This window comes from Mycobacterium sp. MUNTM1 (genome assembly GCF_054660795.1).
Window position 1 is genome coordinate 1 of record NZ_BAAGDE010000004.1, and the last position, 17,797, is coordinate 17,797.

General features: G+C 68.0%; 18 protein-coding genes. 10 read left to right on the forward strand and 8 right to left on the reverse strand.

What is annotated here, in order from left to right:
* Positions 1-43: 43 nt before the first annotated feature.
* Positions 44-1,264, reverse strand: coding sequence for an HNH endonuclease signature motif containing protein (locus ACYQ8K_RS03290; RefSeq protein ID WP_459967010.1), 1,221 nt, complete (start codon positions 1,262-1,264; stop codon positions 44-46).
* A gap of 267 nt (positions 1,265-1,531) precedes the next feature.
* Here ACYQ8K_RS03290 and ACYQ8K_RS03295 point away from each other — a divergent pair, with 267 nt between their 5' ends.
* Positions 1,532-2,722 carry a cation:proton antiporter gene (locus ACYQ8K_RS03295; RefSeq protein WP_459967011.1) on the forward strand — a complete coding sequence of 397 codons (1,191 nt, stop codon included), beginning with the start codon at positions 1,532-1,534 and terminating at the stop codon, positions 2,720-2,722.
* A gap of 46 nt (positions 2,723-2,768) precedes the next feature.
* Here ACYQ8K_RS03295 and ACYQ8K_RS03300 read toward each other — a convergent pair whose 3' ends face one another.
* Entirely contained in the window at positions 2,769-3,824 is a 1,056-nt protein-coding gene (locus ACYQ8K_RS03300) for a hypothetical protein (protein ID WP_459967012.1), read from the reverse strand.
* A 93-nt stretch (positions 3,825-3,917) separates the two neighbouring features.
* On the opposite strand from ACYQ8K_RS03300, the gene ACYQ8K_RS03305 reads away from it, so the two are divergent.
* The 3 genes from ACYQ8K_RS03305 to ACYQ8K_RS03315 all read left to right on the forward strand — a co-directional run bounded on the left by ACYQ8K_RS03305 (position 3,918) and on the right by ACYQ8K_RS03315 (position 7,010).
* Entirely contained in the window at positions 3,918-5,204 is a 1,287-nt protein-coding gene (locus tag ACYQ8K_RS03305) for a hypothetical protein (protein ID WP_459967013.1), read from the forward strand.
* Between the two features lie 45 nt (positions 5,205-5,249).
* Entirely contained in the window at positions 5,250-5,540 is a 291-nt protein-coding gene (locus ACYQ8K_RS03310) for a YiaA/YiaB family inner membrane protein (RefSeq protein WP_459967015.1), read from the forward strand.
* A 153-nt stretch (positions 5,541-5,693) separates the two neighbouring features.
* Entirely contained in the window at positions 5,694-7,010 is a 1,317-nt protein-coding gene (locus ACYQ8K_RS03315; protein ID WP_459967016.1) for an acyltransferase family protein, read from the forward strand.
* Between the two features lie 52 nt (positions 7,011-7,062).
* Here the strand turns inward: ACYQ8K_RS03315 and ACYQ8K_RS03320 are convergent, their stop codons facing one another.
* Together ACYQ8K_RS03320 and macS are read right to left on the reverse strand one after the other, a co-directional pair.
* Positions 7,063-7,728 (reverse strand): response regulator, encoded by a 666-nt coding sequence (locus ACYQ8K_RS03320; protein ID WP_459967017.1) that lies wholly within the window; start codon positions 7,726-7,728, stop codon positions 7,063-7,065.
* Positions 7,718-8,878 (reverse strand): MacS family sensor histidine kinase, encoded by a 1,161-nt coding sequence (gene macS, locus ACYQ8K_RS03325; protein ID WP_459967018.1) that lies wholly within the window; start codon positions 8,876-8,878, stop codon positions 7,718-7,720. The genes ACYQ8K_RS03320 and macS overlap by 11 nt, the downstream gene beginning before the upstream one ends.
* A 139-nt stretch (positions 8,879-9,017) precedes the next feature.
* Here macS and ACYQ8K_RS03330 point away from each other — a divergent pair, with 139 nt between their 5' ends.
* Positions 9,018-9,992 carry an Acg family FMN-binding oxidoreductase gene (locus tag ACYQ8K_RS03330; protein WP_459967019.1) on the forward strand — a complete coding sequence of 325 codons (975 nt, stop codon included), beginning with the start codon at positions 9,018-9,020 and terminating at the stop codon, positions 9,990-9,992.
* Between the two features lie 9 nt (positions 9,993-10,001).
* Here the strand turns inward: ACYQ8K_RS03330 and ACYQ8K_RS03335 are convergent, their stop codons facing one another.
* Entirely contained in the window at positions 10,002-10,418 is a 417-nt protein-coding gene (locus ACYQ8K_RS03335; protein WP_459967020.1) for a pyridoxamine 5'-phosphate oxidase family protein, read from the reverse strand.
* A 220-nt stretch (positions 10,419-10,638) separates the two neighbouring features.
* On the opposite strand from ACYQ8K_RS03335, the gene ACYQ8K_RS03340 reads away from it, so the two are divergent.
* Positions 10,639-11,307: a response regulator gene (locus tag ACYQ8K_RS03340; protein ID WP_459967021.1), complete on the forward strand. Its 669-nt coding sequence runs from the start codon at positions 10,639-10,641 to the stop codon at positions 11,305-11,307.
* A 59-nt stretch (positions 11,308-11,366) separates the two neighbouring features.
* Positions 11,367-13,019, forward strand: coding sequence for a sensor histidine kinase (locus tag ACYQ8K_RS03345; RefSeq protein ID WP_459967096.1), 1,653 nt, complete (start codon positions 11,367-11,369; stop codon positions 13,017-13,019).
* A gap of 28 nt (positions 13,020-13,047) precedes the next feature.
* Here ACYQ8K_RS03345 and ACYQ8K_RS03350 read toward each other — a convergent pair whose 3' ends face one another.
* Both ACYQ8K_RS03350 and ACYQ8K_RS03355 read right to left on the reverse strand, forming a co-directional pair.
* Positions 13,048-13,731, reverse strand: a complete 684-nt coding sequence (locus ACYQ8K_RS03350; protein ID WP_459967097.1) for a PAS and ANTAR domain-containing protein — start codon at positions 13,729-13,731, stop codon at positions 13,048-13,050.
* Between the two features lie 128 nt (positions 13,732-13,859).
* Entirely contained in the window at positions 13,860-14,309 is a 450-nt protein-coding gene (locus ACYQ8K_RS03355) for an Hsp20/alpha crystallin family protein (protein ID WP_459967099.1), read from the reverse strand.
* A 142-nt stretch (positions 14,310-14,451) separates the two neighbouring features.
* Between ACYQ8K_RS03355 and ACYQ8K_RS03360 the strand changes: the two genes are divergently transcribed.
* On the forward strand, positions 14,452-14,817 hold the full coding sequence (locus tag ACYQ8K_RS03360) for a MerR family transcriptional regulator (RefSeq protein WP_459967022.1): 366 nt from the start codon (positions 14,452-14,454) through the stop codon (positions 14,815-14,817).
* A 65-nt stretch (positions 14,818-14,882) separates the two neighbouring features.
* A complete protein-coding gene (locus tag ACYQ8K_RS03365) occupies positions 14,883-15,419 on the forward strand; it encodes a DUF1360 domain-containing protein (protein ID WP_459967023.1) in 537 nt (178 codons plus the stop codon).
* A gap of 20 nt (positions 15,420-15,439) precedes the next feature.
* On the opposite strand, the gene ACYQ8K_RS03370 is transcribed toward ACYQ8K_RS03365, so the two are convergent.
* Positions 15,440-16,750 (reverse strand): NAD(P)/FAD-dependent oxidoreductase, encoded by a 1,311-nt coding sequence (locus ACYQ8K_RS03370; protein ID WP_459967024.1) that lies wholly within the window; start codon positions 16,748-16,750, stop codon positions 15,440-15,442.
* Between the two features lie 306 nt (positions 16,751-17,056).
* Here ACYQ8K_RS03370 and ACYQ8K_RS03375 point away from each other — a divergent pair, with 306 nt between their 5' ends.
* Positions 17,057-17,770, forward strand: coding sequence for a GAF and ANTAR domain-containing protein (locus ACYQ8K_RS03375; protein ID WP_459967025.1), 714 nt, complete (start codon positions 17,057-17,059; stop codon positions 17,768-17,770).
* The last annotated feature ends 27 nt before the right edge of the window (positions 17,771-17,797 follow it).

Consider the following 17,797-nt stretch of genomic DNA (forward strand, 5'->3'; position numbering starts at 1 on the left):
GCGCTCTGTTGGTTGGGGGGGGTGGTTGGGGTGGGATGGGGTCCTACCCCCACCACTGGGCGCGCTCGCCGAGGGGTCCGGGGCACGGTGGGACTGCGGGTGGGGGGCTCGTCGGCACCCGGGCCAGCGATCCGGGGTGTAGTTCGTGCCCGGCGCAGTCGGTCACGACGAGGTGGCCGGCCGGTCCGGTGATGGTGATGGCACCTCGATGATGCTGGCGATGGTGGTAGGGGCACACCAACACCAGGTTGGCCAACTCGGTGGGGCCGCCGTCTTCCCAGTGCCGCAGGTGATGGGCGTGCAGACCACGGGTGACACCACAGCCCGGAACCACGCACGTGCGGTCGCGATGCTCCAGCGCGCGGCGCAGCCGCCGATTGATCAGCCGGCTCGCCCGGCCCGCCCCGATGGGCTCGCCGTGCCGTTCGAACCAGACTTCGGCGGTGGCATCACAGGTCAGGTAGCGGCGGTCGGCGTCAGACAGCAACGGACCCAGATGCAGTGCTGCGGCGTGCTTTTCAACGTCGAGGTGCACCACCACGGTGGTGTGCTGCCCATGCGGGCGCCGCGCCGCCTCGGCGTCCCACCCGGCCTCCACCAAGCGCATGAACGCCTCCACCGTGCCCGGCAACGGCGGCAGCTGATCGCGGGCGCGGTCGCCATCATCGTGATCACGCTTCCACTCGGCGATCAGCGCATCGCGATGAGACGCCAACGCCGCGTCGAACTTCGCCGCGTCCAGGTGTGGAAGGGTGATCCGCCAACAGGCGCCTTCGTCGTCGGAGGTCTTGGTGATCGAGGCCTGTGGTTCAAGCCCCTCTGGCCGGGATTCGGGTTCGGGTCGCGGTTCCAGCTTGACCGCGGTGCGCAGCTGGTTGACCGTCGCGACCGCGGCCAGCTCTGCGTAGTGCTGATCAGATCCCTCGCCGGCGCGTGCGGCGATCACCCCGACCTGATCGGCCGACAGCCGGCCTTCTCGCATGCCCGCCGCGCAGCGCGGGAACTCCTCGAGCCGGCTCGCTATGGTGGCGATCGTGTGGGCGTTGGCCGGCGAGCAGCCGGTCTTCCAGGCCACCAGCGCCGGCACCGACCGCGCACCCGTCATTCCACAGAGCTCGTCGCGATCGATCTCGGCCACGATCTCCACGATGCGCCCATCAATCGCGTTGCGCTGGCCGGCCAACTCCGCCAGCTCCTCGAACAGCACCTCAAGACGTTCCTTGGGAGACGCTTCGACGCTACGTGCAGTCGCGGTCGCAGACATAACGACAGCATTGCAGGGGGGTCCGACAAGATGCGGGCCGCAATCCGCATCGGGGCAGCGCCACCATCCACCCCGCCAAAAACCATTCACCCCGCACCGCAGTCGCAGCACACGGCGGCATTCACAGTGCACGCTGCCAACCGGGGCCACCCTGGCACGGACTAGTGCACAGAGATCTCGCAACCTAAATCCGAAGAACAACAAGTCAACCCGCTGCAACAAGCCCACACCGCAGACCGCGAGCCAAGCGGGTTCTGGCCCTCCACCATGCAGAATAACCTGGTGCACGGATTCGGTTTTCCTACTTTGGCGCTGCTGACCGCCGTTGGTTTCGCCGGCCCGGTGCTGGCCTCCGTGCCGCGCCTGCGGATACCGGTGATCGTCGGCGAACTCATCGCGGGTCTGGTCATCGGCAAGACCGGTTTCGGCGTCGTCGATGCCACCGACCCGACCTTCCAATTGTTCGCCAACATCGGCTTCGCGCTGGTGATGTTCGTGGTGGGCAGCCACGTCCCGGTGCGCGACCCCGCGATGCGTTCGGCCGTGCCGAAGGCGTTGGCCCGAGCGGTTCTGGCCGGCGCCGCCGCGGCGGCCCTGGGCTTCGGGCTGGCCACGCAGTTCGGCACCGGACACGCGGCGCTCTTCGCGGTGCTGATGGCCTCGTCGTCGGCGGCCATGACGTTGCCGATGATCGACTCGCTGCGATTGCGCGGGCCGCAGGTGCTGTCCGTGACAGCGCAGATAGCCATCGCGAACGCGGCGTGTATCGTGTTGCTTCCCTTGGTGATTGACTTTCGTCACGCGGCGTCCGCGGCGCTGGGTGGGTTGGCGATCACGGGCTGCGCGGTGCTGCTTTACGTGGTGCTGCGCTGGGTCGACCGCCGGGGCTGGCGTCAGCGCATGCACGACTACTCGCACAAGAACCGGCTGGCGCTGGAACTGCGGATCAACCTGCTGGTGCTGTTCGGGCTGGCGATGCTGGCCGTCAGCACCGACGTGTCGATCATGCTGGCGGGATTCGCGCTCGGGTTGGTGATCGCCACGGTCGGCGAGCCGCGGCGGCTGGCGCGCCAGTTGTTCGGCATCACCGAGGGTTTCTTCAGCCCGGTGTTCTTCGTCTGGCTCGGCGCCTCGCTGCAAGTGCGCGAGCTAGGATCGCAGCCGAAATACATTCTGCTCGGGGTCGGCCTGGGGCTGGGCGGTGTGCTGGCGCACTGCGCGGGAAGGCTGCTCGGCCAGCCGCTCACGTATGCGGTGATGTCCTCCACTCAGCTTGGCGTGGCGGTGGCCGCCGCCACCATCGGCACCCAGCAGCACCTGCTCGCCCCGGCCGAAGCGTCGGCGTTGATGTTCGGCTCCCTGCTGACCATCGCCTGCACGTCGATCGCGGGCGCGATCGCGGCGCGCCGCCAGGGTGCCGCCGAACGGGACGAGCCCGCCAAGGCCGCCGCCAAGTAACCGGCGGCGACGCGGACTCCGTTCGAGCGCAGCCGGTCTCGATGACCTACGTCGGCCCGGGAAGCTCTCCTAAACTGGAAAGCTCTGAGTGGACGGGTCCGATGGCGGCCCGGTATTGCTCCTCGCTGAGGGTTTTTGTGTAGTAGCGGTTCATTCGGAGCTGGTATTGCTGGTCTCGGAGTTGCCGGATGCGGTCGAGTCTGGCGCTATCGGCCTCGGAAAGTTTGAGTTGCTCGATGCTGATGTGGCCGGCCATGACCTGTTCGATCGGCGAGAGCCGGTAGCCGCAATGGGCGAGTAGCTCGAGATACGCCTTGCAGTATGGTCGTTCGCCGACGCGCCACGTATCGCGTTGGGTTCCCCACTCGAAAGCGGCCAGCACCATCGCCAGGATCACGATGTCGGAGCGCACGTCGACGTTGGCCCGCGCCGCCAACTGCTCGCCACTGGATTCGTTGATCCCCAGCATATTTGCCGCCAGGGTCATGCTGGCGGGGCAGTGCAGCTCGGTCAGATAGGGGAAGTTGCGTGCGATGAAGACGTCAATCCACGGCGGCGGCGCCGCGAGCAGATTGGCCCGAACCCAGTCGCGTCGCGCACCGGCCACCGCGGCGGCGCGTCGGTCGAGTTCGCGCATCATCACCCAGTCACGCTTGGCGTCGGCGGCCGCCTCGGATTCCAGCTTGGTCGGCCGAGAACCGGTGAAACTGGGGCCGCCCGTCACCTCGTCCAGTGTCAAGGGTCGGGCTTGGTCAAAGGTCAGGTAGGCGGCGTAGACATCCAACTCCGGCAAGCCGGACCATCGGGACAACTCACCCAGCGTTGTGTTGCCGGCCGACAACCTGCAGATCTGGTCCTGCTGTCTGAGGTCATCGCGGGTGTAGACGAGGCCGATCTCCCGTTGCCGGTCGCGACGAGTCCCGAGGTACACGCGCCAGCCGGCCGGGCCGGCGACTCCCGGCAGGAAGTGCGACGAGATTTCGACCAGTAGGTCGTCGACGGTGGCCGATTCGGGGAAAACCCAGAATTCGCGGTGAGAGTCGACGTCGTCGCCCATGGCGACCGAGCTGCGGTCCACAGACACCTTGACCGTGTCAGTCATATCTGAGCCCTCACTGCCGTTGGACCTACAAAAGTATCGAAACCGCCCCGTGTTCCGGGATCAATTGCATAGCCGCTGCGTCATGCTTGGGCGATGCCGAAGAAAATGCTGCGGGCGAATCCGCGGCCAGGGTCCGGCTCGAAGATGTCTGCGCTGGGCACCTGGCGGGCCGCCGGCCTGAGCATGGCCGTGATCGTGTCCGCCGCGGTGCACGGATTGGGTGCCGTCGTCGGGGCGGCGGTTATGGTTCCGGTCATCTACGCGTTGGCGCGGTTGCATGCGCACGCGCCAAACGCGCGCAACACCGCCGAGTTGATCGGTGCCACCCTGGGCCCGAGAGCGGGGACGGCCGCGGGCATCCTCCAGCTGACCGCCTACCTGGTACTGGCCGCGAAGTTCGCCACCACCCTCGGATTGGAGCTGCTGCAGCTGCTTTCACCAGGCGTTGATCCCGCGACGATTGTGTCGTGGTTACCGGTTGCCGCGGTGGGGACCGCCGCCGCCGTCGGTGCCGCCGCCTGTCGGTTTCCGAGCCGGGGTGTCGCATCGGTGGTGACGCCACTGGTGCTCGCGGGCCTGCTCGTCTACGTCTATCTCGCCGTGGCGGTGACCGCCCGCGTCGCCGCAGGCAGTGACGCAGTCGTCATCGGCACGGCCGCAACGCAGGTACAGCTGTCCGGCCAGCTCGTCGGCTTCGGCCTGGGGATGGTCGGCGTTGAACTCATCACGGTCCGAAGCGCGCGCGTAGCCAGGCCCGGGAGATCCATGTCGCTGGCCGTTGCGTTGGTGGCCGTGGCGGCGGTGGTGCTGTGGGTCGGTGATCATCAGGGTGTGGTGGGGCCGTGGCGATGGAGTGCCATGCACCTGGCCGAGGCGGTGCCCGAATTCTATGCCGGGCCCGGCCAGAAATGGATGGCCATCGCGGGCATCAGCCTGGCCGTGGCGGCCGCGCTGTCTTCGGGGTGGGCCACGATGCGCGCGGCCGCGGGCCTGGCGGTGATGCGCGAGGCGACACCGAACGCCGGCCTGCGACTGGCGGTGGTGGGGCTCGTCGCTGTGGTTGCCGTCGTAGTCTCGGCGCACGGCGCGCGCTGGATCGGGCTGGTCATCCTCGGCGCGGCGCCCCTGCTGCTGATGGCGCTGTATGTGTTTGTCACAGAGGCTAATTCGCGGATCCCGGGCGACAGCGTGGTGGCCTGGTGGGTCCGGCTGGTGATGCCGGCGCTGGGCGTGGTGGCGGTGGTCAAACCGCTGGTGGACTCCGAGTTCGCCTCGGTCGAGGTGGCGACGGTGGTCGCCGCCGCGATCGGGGTGTGTGCCGCGGGCGCGGCGGCGGCGCTGCTGGCGCGGCCCCGCGATCGCGCCGCCGAATCTGAGTAGTCTTACGGATCCCCGCCAACGGTTCACTGCCGCAGGCTTGTTGGCATGACCGTTCCCAACAGCATGTCGAAAACCACCGCCGCCTTCTTCGTTCAGGCCGCCGTCGCGTTCGCGATCAGCTTCGTGGCCGCGCTCGGCGGGATCTACTTCCTTCCGCTTGACCCGTGGCCACGATTGTTTCTCGGCGTCACCTTCTTGTTCCTGGTGTCGAGCGCGTTCACTCTGGCCAAGGTGATCCGTGACCAGCAGGAGGCCGCCACCGTGCGGGTACGACTCGACGAGGCCCGCATCGAAAGGCTGCTCGCCGACTACGACCCGCTCAACGCCTCGAACTGAGTAGTACTACTCAGCCTCAACGCGTAGAAGCGCGCAGGTCCCCGCCCGCGCCATCGGCGATGCTTCTCTCATCGCACGACTCCCTCTCCACCACAACTCTCCAGCACAACGTTGCACAACGTATCCGCATCAGCAGAAGGGCATTTCGCTCCCATGACAACTCTTGTGAGATTTCCCGACGTCGCCGAGGTGGCCGCGAGCACGCCGGCCGACCGCGACCGCGTCCTGGACGTCATCCGGATCACCTCCCTGGTCGGCGTGGTGCTCGGCCATACCGTGATGGCGGCCAGTATCATTCGCAACCACGTGTTGATCTGGGACAACCTGCTCACCACCTCGGTGCTGTTCCAGGCGATGACGTGGCTGCTGCAGATCATGCCGTTGTTCTTCTTCGCCGGTGCGGCGGCCTGCGTGTCCTCCTGGGCTCCCGGCACCAACTGGGGAGACTGGCTGATGAAGCGCTGCACCCGGCTGTTCCGGCCGGTGTTCTACTACCTGGCATTCTGGGCCGTGACACTGACGGTGCTGTATCAGGCTCTGCCGCAACACATCTACGAGCCGGTCGCCGGCGTCAGCACGCAGCTGCTCTGGTTCCTGGGGGCCTACGTCCTGGTGCTGGCCGCCATGCCCGTGCTGCACCGCATCACCACGGCCGGACGGCTGGCCGCCAACGTGGCCGCGGTCTACGGCGCCATCGCGCTGATCGACGTGATCCGGTTGCACTGGCCGGCGCTGATGCCGCTGGGTTACCTCAACCTGGCCGTCTGGCTCATTCCCGCCATGTTCGGGGTGGCCTACCGTCGCGGGCTGCTCGACGGCCGCGCCGCGCTGGCCGTCGCCGCTGCCGTCTTCGCCGTGGATGTCGCCCTGGTGCACTGGGGCCCGTATCAGCTGAGCATGGTCGGCACCGGTGACCACCATCTGTCCAACACCAGCCCACCGTCGCTGCTGCTGGCCGGGCACGCAATCATCCTGAGCGCGTTGGCGATCGCGGCCGCACCGGCGATCGCACGCTGGGCGCAGCGGCCGCGGGTGTGGTGGTGGACCGCGATCGGCAACTCCGGCGCGATGACCCTGTACCTGTGGCACATGCCGGTGCTGCTGGGCGTGCACCTGGCCTTCGATTACCTTGGCCGCCCGCGCTTTCCGGGTGCGCCGGACTTTCTCGCCGTCAGCCTCGCGCAGCTGTTCCTCGTGGTCGTCGCGGTGGCGGTGCTGTTCGTCGTGCTGCGGCCACTGGAGAACAACCCGCTGTCCGGCTGGGACGGCGCGCCCGCGGTGACCTCGCGCGGGTGGGGTGCGGCCGTCGGTGCCCTGCTGTGCGTGGCCGGCGTGGCGCTGCTCGCCGCGATCAGGTGGGGCCTCAAGAACGACGGGCTGGTGTGCATGAGCGTGGTGGTGGCCGCACTGGTGACCGCGCGGATCGTGGCCCAGCACCACCGCACAGTGCCGGCGCGCCTGTCGCGGTAGCCGCGCGATCCGTCGACCCGCGAGGCAAGGGTTATCCCACCGCCTCGTCGGGTCACGGCTCTTCGTCGAGGCCGTGCTCGATGGCGTAGCGGGCCAGCTCCACCCGATTGGCGACCTGAAGCTTGCGAAAGGTCGCCTGCACGTGGTTTTCCACCGTGCGGTGGCTCAGCGAGAGCTTCGCGCCGATCTGCTTGGCGGACAGCCCTTTTGCGACGTAACGCAACACCTCCGTCTCGCGGTCGGTGAGGCTGGGGCGAGCGGGGCCGTCGTCCTTGCTCTGCGCGATGCGCCGGTATTCACCGAGCACCAGTCCGGCCAGGCTCGGGGTGAACACGGCCCGCCCGGCCGCGGTGTCCGTCACCGCCTGCGCCAGTTCGACTTTCGAGGCGCTCTTGACCAGATAGCCCGCCGCGCCGGCCTTGACCGCCTCCAAAACGTCCTCGCGTTCGTCGGAGGCCGACAGCACCAGCACCCGCGACGAGGGGGAGACCGCGAGCACCGCGGCGGTCGCCTGCGCACCGTCGCCGTCGGCGAGTTGCATGTCCATCACCACCACGTCGGGCTTGACCACGCCCGCCCGCCGCTGGGCGGTGGCCAGACCGTCGGCGGTGGCGACCACGGTGAAGCCGACCTCGGCCAGGTCGCGAGCGACCGCGTCGCGCCAGATCGGATGGTCGTCGACCACCATCACCGTCGTCGGCGTCGCGTCATCCGTCATGGCGTGCCTCCCGGCGCGGCACGCACAACTCCCACTCGGTGCCGTCCCCGGGCTCGCTGTGCAATTCGGCGCTGCCGCCCAACGACGTCAACCGTCCCACGATCGATTGGGAGATGCCCAGGCGCCCCTGACGCGTCGCTTCTTCGAGTCGGCCGGCGGCAATCCCCACGCCGTCGTCGCGGACGCTGACCAGAACGGAATCGCCGAGGTCCTCCACGAGCACGAACGCGTGCGCCTTCGGACCGGCATGGGCGACCACGTTGTCCAGCGCATTGGCCACCGCGGCATCGAGTTCGGTTGCCGCCCAACGTCCTAACGGCACCGGGGTGCCGGGCAGGCTGATCGACACCCGATCGGATTCCCGGCACCGCAGCAACGTGCGCAGGTCGACCGTGGCGCCGTCGGCGTCCTGATCGATGTCCGTGCACGCCAGCCAGCGCCGCAGCGCGCGTTCCTGCTCGCTCGCCAGGTCGGCGAGTTCAGCTGTGGCGCCGCCGATCTCGTGCCCCTTCTTGGCGACCAGCGCCAGCACCTGGATGGCCCCGTCGTGCACCTGGCGGGACAGGCGGTCGCGTTCTTGCACCGCGGCCGTCAATTGGGCCGCGCGTTGCAGCTCGTCGTGGGCGCGCCGTGCGGTCTGCGCGGCCATGCCGATCGCCATGCCGATCGCCAGTTCGATGATGACGGTGGCGTTGTGCCCGAGGTTGAGCGCGAGGTAGTCCTTCACGGCGAAATTGGTGGCCATCACCGCCAGGCCGGTCAGCATCCCGCCCGCGGGGCCGAACTGGATGGCGGCCGAGATCGTGGGATTGCTGGCCCACAATGTCGTCGGCCAGGTCTGGTTGTCGGCCGCCCAGTGCGGGCTCGCGACGAGGTTGTTCGACCACATCAGCAAGACGACGACCGCCAGCTCGGCGAGCACCCACGCCGGTGTGCGGCCGAAGCCCCGCAGATAGGCGACCGCGCACGCCGCGCTCCAGCCGATCAGCCCGGCGAAAAGCACCCAACCCAGCACGGGCCGAACCAGATCCGGGTTGATCGCGATTTGAAAGCCGGTGGCGTAGACGCAGCTCAGCAGGCGGAACACTTGCGCCGCGCGCCACAGCGGCGTGGTGGGATCGGGGCCGTGGGTCGCCATCGTGGTCAGCATAAAGGCCGATGGCCCCACTGCGGGCCGGCCGCGGATATTGCCAAAAGTCCCTTGAGCTAGAGCCGTCGTGCCCTCGCAAGACCGCCGCGAACGCGTGATCGTGGATATCTGTAGGCGCTACGCGAGAGGGGGACCGGGCATGGACACCCGCTTTCCGGACGCCGGAACGATCCGGACGGCCCTGACTTTGGCATCGCGCGCCCCGTCGGTGCACAACACCCAACCGTGGCGGTGGCGCGTCGACGCGGCGAGCCTGCAGCTGTACGCCGACCCCGGCCGGCAACTGCCCAATACCGACCCCGATGGTCGCGACTTGATCCTGAGTTGCGGCACGGCGCTGCATCACTGCGTGGCGGCGTTCGCGGCGGTGGGGTGGCGATCCCGGGTGAGCCGGCTGCCGAACCCCGACGATCCCACCCACCTCGCCACCATCGAGCTCTCCCCGCAGCTCGCCGATTACGTCGACATCGCGCTCGCGGCCGCCATCCCGCGGCGGCGCACCGATCGGCGCCACTACAGCTCCTGGCCCGTGCCGATGGGTGATATCGCGCTGATGGCGGCGCGCGCCGCCCGCGCCGGCGTCACACTGTGCCAGGTGGAAGACATCGACAGGCTGCACGACATCGTCGCCGAATCCGTCCGCGAGCACCTGACCCAGGACTATCTCGCCGAGCTCACGGCGTGGAGCGGGCGCTACTTCTCGGTCGCGGGCGTTCCGGCCCACAACGCGCCGCTATCCGATCCGGACGCCAAGATCCCGAGCCGCGTGTTCGCCGGAGCGGTCCTGCCGATGGCGCCGGATTCGTGCCCGGCCGACGACAACGCCGTGGTGCTCGCGCTCGGCACCCGCCACGACGACCGGCTGGCGCAGCTGCGTGCCGGGGAAGCGACCAGCGTCGCGCTGCTCACCGCGACGTCGACGGGGCTGGCCAGTTGCCCGGTCACCGAACCCCTGGAGATGCCCGCAACCCGCGAAGCGGTCCGCTCCGACATCTTCGGCGACAGCAACTACCCGCAGATGCTGCTTCGGGTGGGCTGGGCGCCGATCAACGCCGACCCGCTGCCGGCGACGCCGCGACGCGACCTGGGCGACTTCGTCGAGTGGGCGAACTGATCGTGGGCGCTACACGTCACCCGGCGGCGACCCGAACTGGAACCGGCGGCCGGTGATGCTCTGCGGAACGATGCGCACATAGTGCGTCTTTTCCGGCCTGGTCCACGGCAACACCTGCGCGCGTTCGGCCTCCTCGAGTTCCTCGGGCGTGCGCAGCGACCGCGCGGTGCCGCGGACTATCACGCTCCATGCCTCGGCGACGTTGTGGTCGTCGACCTCGAACAGCACCCGATTGTTGATCGCGGCGCTGACCAGCTTGGTTCCCGCGGCGGTGCGGAACAGCACGGTCCGGCGCTGGACGACGTAGTTGACCGGGAAGATGTCGGGCTGACCGTCGGCGTAGGTGACCAGCCGGCCCAGCGCCAGGCTGGCGAGGAGCTCCCAGCACTCGTGCACCGGCAGGATGGTGACTCCGTCATCGGTCATCAAGATTCCCTTCCCGCGAATGCGTCCGGTGTCCGCAACGGGCCACTGCCGCAAGGGTATTGACGCGCCGTCAGCCGGAGCGTCGGCCGAAGGTCCTCAGCCGTGGGGACCAAAGTCGTTGAACCCGTTGCTTCTCGATGGCTCCCGTCGAGAATATGGGATATTGGTCTGGTCTGCCGCGAATCTTTCCAGTTGCGAGACCGGCAGGAAAGGGCCCGCCATGGTCAAGGTGTTCCTGGTCGACGACCACGAAGTCGTCCGCCGCGGTCTTTCCGATCTGCTCGCTTCCGACGCCGATCTCCAGATCGTCGGCGAGGCGGGCACGGTGGCGGAGGCGAAAGCCCGGATACCGGCGCTGCAGCCCGACGTGGCCGTGCTCGACGTTCGCCTGCCCGATGGCAACGGCATCGAACTGTGCCGCGACCTGGTGTCGGATCACCCCGACCTGCGCTGCCTGATGTTGACGTCGTTCACCTCCGACGAGGCGATGCTCGAGGCGATCCTGGCCGGTGCCAGCGGGTTCGTCGTCAAGGACATCAAGGGCATGGAGCTGGCGCACGCGATCAAAGAGGTGGGTGCCGGCAAGTCGCTGCTGGACAACCGGGCGGCCGCGGCGCTGATGGCCAAGCTGCGCGGCGCGACCACGCGCGAGGATCCGCTGTCCGGACTGACCGAGCAGGAACGCACGCTGCTCGGACTGCTCAGCGAAGGATTGACCAACCGGCAGATCGCCGCGCGGATGTTCCTCGCGGAGAAGACGGTGAAGAACTACGTGTCGCGGTTGTTGGCCAAACTCGGCATGGAGCGCCGCACCCAGGCGGCGGTGTTCGCGTCGAAACTCAATCAGCGGTCCGGCCCACCGTCGACGCCGCCGGACTGGTCGGGGTGACCGGCGGCGAAAAGGGCTCGGCGTTCGCCGGACTCGGACAGCGCGGGCTGGTCGGCAAGATGCATGCCCAGCTCGACGAGCTGCTGGCCGCGCGCGATCAGATGGAGCAATTGCTGCGGGTGATCGTGGAGATCGGCGCGGGCCTCGACCTCGACGCCACGCTGCACCGGATCATCAGCGCCGCAAGGGAATTAACCTCAGCCCCGTACGGGGCGCTGGCCATCCGCGATCGCGACGGCGACTTGATGTCGTTTGTCCACGAGGGCATGGACGCCGAGACCGTTCGGCGCATCGGGCACCTGCCGGTCGGCAAGGGGCTGTTGAGTTTGTCGCTGCTGGACACGCCCGCGCTGCGGATGGACGATCTGACCACGCACCCCGCCGCGGTCGGTTTTCCCGAATACCATCCGGCGATGCGCGCCTTCCTCGCGGTCCCGATCACCATCCGCGGCACCGTGTTTGGCAATCTGTATCTCACTCACGTCGATCCGGCGCGGGTGTTCTCCGAGTCCGACGAGGTCGCCGCGCGCGCGTTGGCCTTCGCGGCCGCCGTCGCCATCGACAACGCGCAGGTCTTCGAACGCGAACGGACATCGGTGAAGTGGATCGAAGCCAGCCGCGAGATCACCACCGCGCTGCTGTCGCGCCCCGAACCGCACCGGCGTCCCCTGCAGCTGATCGCCGAACGCGCGCGGGTGTTGACCGACGCCGAACAGGCCATCGTGTTGGTGCCGGACGACGCCGACGCAGCCGACGACGAGGTCGACACGCTGGTGGTCTCCGCCGCGGTGGGGATACACGCCACCGATGTGCTGGGCCAGCGAGTCCCGGTCGACGGCTCGACCAGCGGCGCGGTGTTTCGGTCCGGCGAGCCGCTGATCACCGAGGAGCTGCGGTATCCGATCCAGGCCTTCACCGACGTCGGGCAGCGCCCGGCGATCCTGATGCCGCTGCGCGCCCGCGATGAGGTCGTCGGCGTGATCGCCATCGCCCGCGGAGCAGATCAGCCGCCGTTCGACGAGAGCTACCTGGACCTGGTCAGCGATTTCGCCACGCACGCCGCGATAGCGCTGGCGCTGACCTCGGCGCGTGAGGACGCCCGGCAGCTGACCATCTTGGCGGAGCGCGAACGCATCGCGCATGACCTCCACGACCACGTCATCCAGCGGCTTTTCGCGGCCGGCATGAACCTGCAGGGCACGCTGGCCAGGGCCCGCTCGCCGGAGGTGGCCGACCGGCTCAATCGCACGCTCGACGACCTGCAGACCATCATCGAGGAAATCCGCACGACGATCTTCGCGCTCAAATCCCCGCTGGCCGCCAGCGAAGACTTCCGGCAGCGCATCCAGCGGGTGGTCGCCGACCTGACCGAAAACCGCGATCTCGTCACGACCGTGCGCCTGGACGGGCCGATGACCGCCGTCGGCGCCGAGCTGGCCGACCACGCCGAATCGGTCACCACCGAAGCCGTGAGCAATGCCTTGCGTCATTCCGGAGCATCGCGGCTAACCGTCGAGATCAGCGTCGCGGACATGTTCATCCTCAACGTGATTGACGACGGATGCGGCATCCCGGCCACCAACACGCGGCGCAGCGGCCTGGCCAACATGAAGCGGCGGGCCGAACAACTCGGCGGCACCTGTGAGATCACCTGCCCGCCCGAGGGCGGCACCCGGGTGCATTGGGTCGCCCCACTGATCGACGACCACTGATGGCGAAAGATCTTGGCCCGCAGGCTGTTTACTCGGGATCGCCGGTGGAGCGGACGTGCTGGTGCGCGGTCAGCATCAGGTGGTCGAATTCGGACTGCGTGCTCAGCGGCAGGCCGGCCCGGCGGAAGTCCGTGGCGATCTGCTCGGCCAGCGGACGCAGCTTGACGTTCGATTCCTGGGACAGCCATTTGAGCAAGTCGAAGGCCGCGCGTTCGTTGATCCCGTAGATCAGCATCAGCATGCCCTTGGCCTGTTCGATGCCGGCCCGATTCTCGCTGATCTCAGCGAGTTTCGCGCTCATCTCGTCCTCGCGCATGCGTTCGCGGGGACCGGAGACGTCTATGTAGAACCCGTGCGTTCCGACCACGTCGCCGTCGTCGTCGAAGATCCGGTCGCCGACCACGACGACGTGGTGCACCTCCCCCCGGGTGTCGACGATCCGATGGCGCGTGCTGAAAGCCTGGCGCGTATGCACAATCTGCTCGATGGTGGTCGCGACGTGTCCGCGGTCGTCGGGATGCTTGTGGGACAGCACCAGTTCGGTGGTCGGGGTGACGCTGCCGGGCTCATAGCCGTGCATGCGGTGCACCTGATCCGACCATTCCCAGCGCTGGTCGGTGAAGTAGAACCGAAACCAGCCCGCCGGTTGCGCGGCGCCCCCGGCCAACGCCCGTTCGACGTCGGCGGTTTGGCCGTCGAGTTCCCATTTCATGGTGTGTCCGGTCTCGGTAGCACCGGGCGAGACGTCCGCGCCGGTGGCCTGGGGCCGGCGGCGGGCGGCGGTTGGGGGAGTCGGCACGCGGGTGCGTGCAGGGGGCCGCCGCCCGGCCCGCCGGTCGATCAGGCGTTGATCACCTCGTGCTGCTCCGCGCTGTCCCGGACGGCACGGGGCGTGTCACCGCGGCCCACGGTGATCTTGCGCGGCTTGGCCTTCTCGGCCACCGGAACGTGCAGGCGCAGAACACCTTCGGCGTACGAGGCCTCGATCTTGTCGGTGTCGAGGTTCTCGCCGAGCACCAGCTGGCGGCTGAACACGCCGCGCGGCCGCTCGGTGGCCAGCATCTCGCGGTTGGGATCGAGGGCCGGTCGTTCGGCGCGCACGGTCACCACGTTGCGCTCGATGTCGATGTCCAGCGAGTCGGCATCGATGCCGGGCAGGTCGAACTCGATGACGAACTTCTCGCCTTCCCGCCAGGCGTCCATGGGCATCACGGCCGGCCGGGCGGCGGTACCGAGGACCTGGTGGGCGAAGCGGTCGAGCTCACGGAAGGGATCTGAACGCATCAGCATGGTGGTCACCTCTCACTCCAATCTAGGCGGCGGGTCGGCAATTTCCTATGTCTAACGACATAGATTTGATATAGCACTGTCGACAGAATGACGCAAGTGTGCTAAACAGATTTTCTAGCCGATTGCTCAAAGGAGAGGTGCGATGGCCGACCACCGTGGCGACCCGGGTGCCCCCTCGTCCAACCATGGTGTGTACGGCATTTCGGTGGCGGCTGAATTGTCCGGGATCGCGGTGCAGTCGCTGCGGCTCTACGAGCGCTACGGCCTGATCACACCGGCCCGCAGCCGCGGCGGAACGCGCCGGTATAGCGCCGACGACCTGATGCGCCTCAGGCGCATCAGTGAGCTGGTCGATTCCGGGGTCAACCTGGCCGGCGTCGCGCGCATCCTCGATCTGGAGGACCACAACGCCACGCTGTCGGCGGCGAACACGGACCTGAGGTCCACCAACCGCAGCTTGCGTGAGGCCGCGAAGACGGCCAAGCCCGTCGACCCCGGCACCCGGTAGACCGCACCGCGGATTGCATCGGCCGACGCCGGGTACCCGTCCCGCTGTGCCTGTGAGGAGAAGCGATGGGTGAGTTGGCGGAAGCCGGTGCTCAGGTCGCCGGTAGCGCGCGGCAGGAAGCGGACGCCTACCGCGGCGACAACGACCGGCCGCTGGGCGGCTACCTGGCGGTGCTGGTCGTCTACGGCGTCGTGGTGACCGTTGCGGTGCTGGCCGCGCTGGTCAGCGGGCGCACGTTGCCGACGCGCTGGCGGGTCCAAGACCTGCTCCTGCTGACGCTGGGCACCCACAAACTGTCGCGCACCCTGACAAAGGACGCGGTGACCAGCCCGCTGCGCGCGCCCTTTACGCACTACCAGGGCACGGGCGGGCCCGCGGAGGTCCAGGAGGAGGTGCGTAAGCACAGCCAACTGAGGCACAGCCTGGGGGAGCTGCTGACCTGCCCGTTCTGTCTGGACATGTGGGTCGCCACGGGGTTTGCCATCGGCCTGGTGTTCGCACCCCGATTCACCCGGCTGATCGCGGGCGTGTTCACCGCCCTGGCCGGCGCGGACTTCCTGCAGCTCGCCTATGCGATGGCGCAGCAGTCGGCCGAAGGCTGAGCTCGCCGAAATCGGCTGCGTCAGCTCGTCTTCGGCATCGGAATACCTTCGCTGGCGGTGAATTGCGCGTCGCCCTCGGAGGACAACCCGATCGAGACCACCGAGCGGGTGAACAACGCGTCGGTCAAATACGCCAGCGACACCGCCCACCGGTTGACGCCCCGCGGAATCGCGTACAAGTGGTACGACCGGGTGACCGCTTTGGCGGGCAACCCGGACAGATGGATGTTGAGCGGGTTGGCCACCGCGTAGCGCGGTCCGAGGTCGACCACCAGGCCCAGGTTGCGGTGCTTGTATTCCTTGCTGCTGCCGTGACCGAGGCTGGCCGCGACGTTGCGGGCCAGCGCCTTGCCCTGCCGGGTGGCGTGTTGGGCGGTCGGCGGGGTGACCTTACCCGGCTGAGTCAGATCGGGAACCGCGGCCGCGTCACCCGCGGCGAACACCTCGGGGTGATCGGGCACCTGCAGGTCGGCCCGCACTGTGAGCCGGCCCTTTTCGGTCGGTAGTCCCAGGTTCTGGATCAACGGGGCGCCGGTCACCCCCGTGACCCAGGCGATGGTGCGCGTCTCGATGCGTGAATCATCGCTGAGCACAACGTGATCGGCGTGCGCCTCCTTGAGGGTGATGCCGAGCCGGACGTCGATGCCGCGCTTGCGCAACACCTTGAGCGCGGCGTCGCCCAGCTTCTTTCCCACCTCGGGCATCACCTGATCGGCCAGGTCCAGCAGCAGGAACCGGACCTCGGCGGGGTTGAAGCCCATCTGTTTGGCCGCCGCGTCCGCCAGCGCCCGCAGCTGGGCCACCAGCTCGGTGCCCGAATACGACGCGCCGACCACCACGACGGTGCGCCGGGCCGCGGCCACCCGGGGATCGTCCTCGATGTTGGCCAGCTCCAGCTGTTCGACGAAATGGTCTCGTAAATAGAGGGCCTCGGCGGTGGTCTTCAACCCGCGCGCGTGCCTGGCCAGCCCCGGGACATCGAACAACCGGGTCACCGATCCCGGGGTCAGGACCAGCCGGTCCCAGGACATGGAATGGCTTCGCTCTTCGGGATCGCAATAGGTCAGCGTGCGTCGGTCGAAGTCCACGGTGTCCACGCGGCCGCGCACCGCGCGGACGCCCTTGAGCGAATTGGCCAGTGGGACAGCAACAAAGCGGGCATCGACGACGCCACCGGCGACGTCGGGCAACAGCGGCGTGTACAGCATGTAGTCGACCGGCGAGATCATCGTGACGTCGACGGGTGCACGCCGTCGGCGCAGCGTCCGGGCCAGCCGACTGGCGCAGGTGAATCCGGTGAAGCCGCTTCCCACGATCACAATGGAGGTCACTGCCCCGAGTGTAGGCGGCGTTGAAGGGTGGGCCGCGACCCACATCCCCGGATCGCGGGGTTCCGGTAGCGAAAGGCATTGGCCAGGAGCGGGTTTGAGGCCGCTCGGGAGATTCAAGCCCTCGGTCTGCCCCCCATCGCCGGACTGGGTCCCACCGCACCCCTGGGCGTGTTCGTTAGGTGGCCTTGCGCTTCGCTGAATGGCTCATAGACTTCTGATTGGGCGTTGGCAATCGCAAAATGTCAATGTCACCGTGACCCTGTTGAAGGGGCTCCGCGGCCGGGACGGCCTTTGGAGGTGATGTTAATGCGAGACGGCACCGTCACCATCGCCGCCCAGCTCGTGGAGCTGGTGACGAATCTGGAGCGCGACGAGCGCGACACCGCGGCCGGGCTGCACGAGCTCATCGAAAACGGGGTGCACCACGTCTCCGGCGCCCAGTATGCGGGGATCACGCTGGCCGAGAAGAGCAGGTCGGTCAGCAGTGTCGCCGCCACGCATCGCTACCCGACGATCCTGGACGCAATTCAGAACAGGTTCAGCGAAGGGCCGTGCCTCGCCGCAGCCTGGGAGCACCACATCATGCACATCGCCGACCTGAACGCCGAACAGCGCTGGCTGCGCTACCGCCGGTATGCCCTCGAGCAGACCCCGATCCGCTCCATCCTGTCGTTCGAGTTGTTCGTCGACGGCAGCAGCATGGCCGCCCTCAACTTCTATGCGGATACCCCGCGCGCATTCAGCGCGGAGTCCGTGGAGCTCGGCACGGTGTACGCCACCCATATCGCGCTGGCCTGGTCGATGATGCGCCGCCAGGACCAATTCCGCAGCGCGCTCGCCTCGCGTGACGTCATCGGCCAGGCCAAGGGTGTGGTCATGGAACGGTTCAATCTCGATTCCGTCGAGGCGTTCGAACTGCTCAGGCGGCTCTCGCAACAATCCAACATCAGGCTGGTGGACGTCGCGGCCGCCCTCATCGACAGCGAACACCCGCTCAAGCATTGCCGACTGAAACGCTGAATCTGGTCGTCGGCGAGTGGTTTTCGC

Excerpts from the sequence above, each read along its gene's own strand:
- ACYQ8K_RS03340 (WP_459967021.1), top strand. The coding sequence starts at position 10,639 with ATGGTCAAGGTGTTCCTGGTCGACGACCACGAAGTCGTCCGCCGCGGT.
- macS (WP_459967018.1), bottom strand. The coding sequence starts at position 8,878 with ATGCTGACCACGATGGCGACCCACGGCCCCGATCCCACCACGCCGCTG.
- ACYQ8K_RS03300 (WP_459967012.1), bottom strand. The coding sequence starts at position 3,824 with ATGACTGACACGGTCAAGGTGTCTGTGGACCGCAGCTCGGTCGCCATG.
- ACYQ8K_RS03330 (WP_459967019.1), top strand. The coding sequence starts at position 9,018 with ATGGACACCCGCTTTCCGGACGCCGGAACGATCCGGACGGCCCTGACT.
- ACYQ8K_RS03345 (WP_459967096.1), top strand. The coding sequence starts at position 11,367 with ATGCATGCCCAGCTCGACGAGCTGCTGGCCGCGCGCGATCAGATGGAG.
- ACYQ8K_RS03350 (WP_459967097.1), bottom strand. The coding sequence starts at position 13,731 with ATGAAATGGGAACTCGACGGCCAAACCGCCGACGTCGAACGGGCGTTG.
- ACYQ8K_RS03315 (WP_459967016.1), top strand. The coding sequence starts at position 5,694 with ATGACAACTCTTGTGAGATTTCCCGACGTCGCCGAGGTGGCCGCGAGC.
- ACYQ8K_RS03305 (WP_459967013.1), top strand. The coding sequence starts at position 3,918 with ATGCCGAAGAAAATGCTGCGGGCGAATCCGCGGCCAGGGTCCGGCTCG.
- ACYQ8K_RS03360 (WP_459967022.1), top strand. The coding sequence starts at position 14,452 with ATGGCCGACCACCGTGGCGACCCGGGTGCCCCCTCGTCCAACCATGGT.
- ACYQ8K_RS03320 (WP_459967017.1), bottom strand. The coding sequence starts at position 7,728 with ATGACGGATGACGCGACGCCGACGACGGTGATGGTGGTCGACGACCAT.
- ACYQ8K_RS03335 (WP_459967020.1), bottom strand. The coding sequence starts at position 10,418 with ATGACCGATGACGGAGTCACCATCCTGCCGGTGCACGAGTGCTGGGAG.
- ACYQ8K_RS03310 (WP_459967015.1), top strand. The coding sequence starts at position 5,250 with ATGACCGTTCCCAACAGCATGTCGAAAACCACCGCCGCCTTCTTCGTT.
- ACYQ8K_RS03290 (WP_459967010.1), bottom strand. The coding sequence starts at position 1,264 with ATGTCTGCGACCGCGACTGCACGTAGCGTCGAAGCGTCTCCCAAGGAA.
- ACYQ8K_RS03355 (WP_459967099.1), bottom strand. The coding sequence starts at position 14,309 with ATGCTGATGCGTTCAGATCCCTTCCGTGAGCTCGACCGCTTCGCCCAC.
- ACYQ8K_RS03365 (WP_459967023.1), top strand. The coding sequence starts at position 14,883 with ATGGGTGAGTTGGCGGAAGCCGGTGCTCAGGTCGCCGGTAGCGCGCGG.
- ACYQ8K_RS03295 (WP_459967011.1), top strand. The coding sequence starts at position 1,532 with ATGCAGAATAACCTGGTGCACGGATTCGGTTTTCCTACTTTGGCGCTG.
- ACYQ8K_RS03375 (WP_459967025.1), top strand. The coding sequence starts at position 17,057 with ATGCGAGACGGCACCGTCACCATCGCCGCCCAGCTCGTGGAGCTGGTG.